Here is a 2,294-nt window from a genome sequence, read left to right on the forward strand (position 1 = left end):
TTTTGAGCCTGCAGGAGAGATTGAGGTTGTTCATCAGGGCTACCGCTGCTTTCCGGTCACCGAGGAAGAACTGCAGGCCAAAGATGGCAAAGAGCGCTTTTTCATGTGGGGCCATGTCTTTCCAGCTAGTCAGTGGTTGCCCCAGTTGCGCCATGAAGCACTGGCGTGTGGACGCAACATCGAGCTGCATGTTGCGGATAAGGTTGTTCTGCTCCACAAAGGCTTCGGGGGTTAGTGCGACACGGCGCTCGGGACGTTTTTGTCCGTGGAAGAGTCTGTTGTTGTCTCCATCAGCCAGAACGGGGGCGATCGCCGGTGACAGAGCTGAAAAAATATGGGGCAGTGTGTGGATATTCAGTGGCCTGCGGGTAAAACGGGGCTGGGCCGGATGGTGAAACCACATCCACAGAAAGCCGAATGTCATGGGAAGCAGAATCAACCAGAGGATCCCCACTGTCCGGGACATAACATCCAGCCACTGGCTGAAAGTGATGGTTGCCGCGTTGTTAGCAGTGATGGCCAGCAGGTTGTAACGGGGGGCGGCAAAGTTGTGAAAGGGCCCCCAGTCAATCATGCCCCACAGTGTGTGCAGGATCAGGCAGGAGGCGAAGACGATTTCAGGTAAAAAGCGCCAGATGATAATCGCAAAGAGCAGGCATATGGCACCGACGATATACCATATAGCCATTGGATCTTCGGCGGCAGACGTCTGTTGGTAAGACACGGGGATTCCTCCATAGATGAATGGATAAATTTCGGGATTAAGTCGGGTGGCATGAATGCGAATCAGCGCCGGTAATAACCGGACAGGAATGAATTCAACAGGACATTTTTACAGAGAAGAGCGAACGGCAGAAGGTGGTGGGAGACAGGTACAAAAAAACCGACTGGTGAGGCCGGTTTTTTTGCGATTCCGGGGTGGAGTTGGTGGCTCTGACCGGAGGAAGTCTCTTTTCAACTAACGTTGCCAGAATAGCGTTATATTCACCTGATCGCAATCTGTCAGTTACAATCTATTATTCCGGGAGTAGCGATATCGCCTGAAACAAGTATAATCAGTAAGTTAGCCTTGTCTGGAGACTTACCTTCGCATCAATCCATCGGGACTATGGATCTGTGCTATTCAAAGACCTGGCCGGACAAACAGGTGGTGCTGAGTCTGGTGCTCTGGCCGGAGGAAGTCTCTTTTCAGCTAACAATGAGAGAGCTGTTGTGACAGGCAATGTAAGAGTAAGCAGCAGTGATTTCCTCCATTGACGGAGAAACGGATGATTAACCTGTTAATCATCGTTCTCAGGGCAGTTGTTGCTGTGGTCAATGCAGTGATAGCTCTTCTGGAACTGATCCGGGAACTTATTGACTGATAATCCCGGAAACGTACTTAAGGGCAGAGGGGCACCGCCTTCTGCCCTTTAATAAACAGGATATTATTACCCCCACAGGACTGCCAGTATCAAAAATGCACCTGCAGTAAGCATGGCAAGTTTTTCCCATATCATGGGATTGTCATCCCTCTTTTGTTTTCTTTTTCTCATATAAATGATGGTGTTTACTCAGACGGAAGAGTCTTTCGTCTGTGTCTGTATGTCTGATTATTTTGCTCATTTGATTACGCATCAGAATGCGCTTAGCACAGAAGTTGATTTTAGCGGTTGCCAGGTTTTTATTAATAGTCAGCGTGGCGGCATGATATGCATGCCGCCACAATATTAACGCCCGGGCATAATCATGATGTGCTGTCGACTCTTCCGCGGCTTTTGCCAGCTGAGACCAGGACATTCGGTGCAAATCACCTTGTATAAGGTCCGGGGATGTCATAGCGGACTCCGGTTGCGCATCATGTCTTGTTTATTCTCCGGCGGGGACGCAGACGCCACGGAGAGCAAATTCCCCCACGTTTTCTTTTTTCAGCGCGGTGAAGGCATCCCGACAGGCTTTTTCAGTACGGAACGCCTGACTGTGAACGGCCAGTGTGGGTTGCCGGGCATCGCCGGAGGAGACATTAAAGGGGGATGAGAGCCAGAAAATCAGTATCCACATAGAACTGCCTTATGATTTTGTGCGTTTGTATTTTTCCAGGATGCCGGTAGCCTGCAGGGGAGCTTCGTGAATTTCACGAATACATTCTGCATCATGGATATTTTCTCTGTACCGGGTTCGTTCCAGCAGTATGTGGTGCATATGGAGCATTCTGGCCAGTGCGGCGCTGAGTTCATTAATATGGTGTTCCCGGAAAACGGGACCGTCATGCATACGGCACAGGGGGATCACTTCCACATCGTCACAATGTGCCC

At 50.2% G+C, this 2,294-nt stretch carries 4 protein-coding genes and 1 pseudogene; 1 reads left to right on the forward strand and 4 read right to left on the reverse strand.

Annotated elements, in window-relative coordinates:
- Nucleotides 1-724 (reverse strand): annotated as a pseudogene (locus tag E0D98_RS23400) (conjugal transfer protein TrbA); the annotation flags it as partial.
- A gap of 544 nt (nucleotides 725-1,268) precedes the next feature.
- Here E0D98_RS23400 and dqlB point away from each other — a divergent pair.
- A complete protein-coding gene (gene dqlB, locus E0D98_RS28490; RefSeq protein WP_000609151.1) occupies nucleotides 1,269-1,364 on the forward strand; it encodes a DinQ-like type I toxin DqlB in 96 nt (31 codons plus the stop codon).
- A 142-nt stretch (nucleotides 1,365-1,506) separates the two neighbouring features.
- On the opposite strand, the gene E0D98_RS23415 is transcribed toward dqlB, so the two are convergent.
- The 3 genes from E0D98_RS23415 to E0D98_RS28145 form a co-directional block, all read right to left on the reverse strand.
- Complete coding sequence (locus tag E0D98_RS23415) at nucleotides 1,507-1,818, reverse strand: hypothetical protein (protein WP_047083889.1); 312 nt, start codon at nucleotides 1,816-1,818, stop codon at nucleotides 1,507-1,509.
- A 30-nt stretch (nucleotides 1,819-1,848) separates the two neighbouring features.
- A complete protein-coding gene (locus E0D98_RS23420; protein WP_000264906.1) occupies nucleotides 1,849-2,040 on the reverse strand; it encodes a hypothetical protein in 192 nt (63 codons plus the stop codon).
- A 9-nt stretch (nucleotides 2,041-2,049) separates the two neighbouring features.
- Nucleotides 2,050-2,294: hypothetical protein (locus tag E0D98_RS28145; protein ID WP_131891140.1), on the reverse strand; the 245-nt coding region annotated here is incomplete at its 5' end.

It is taken from the genome of Escherichia sp. KCJ4928, assembly GCF_004352695.1.
Lineage (GTDB): Bacteria > Pseudomonadota > Gammaproteobacteria > Enterobacterales > Enterobacteriaceae > ECMA0423.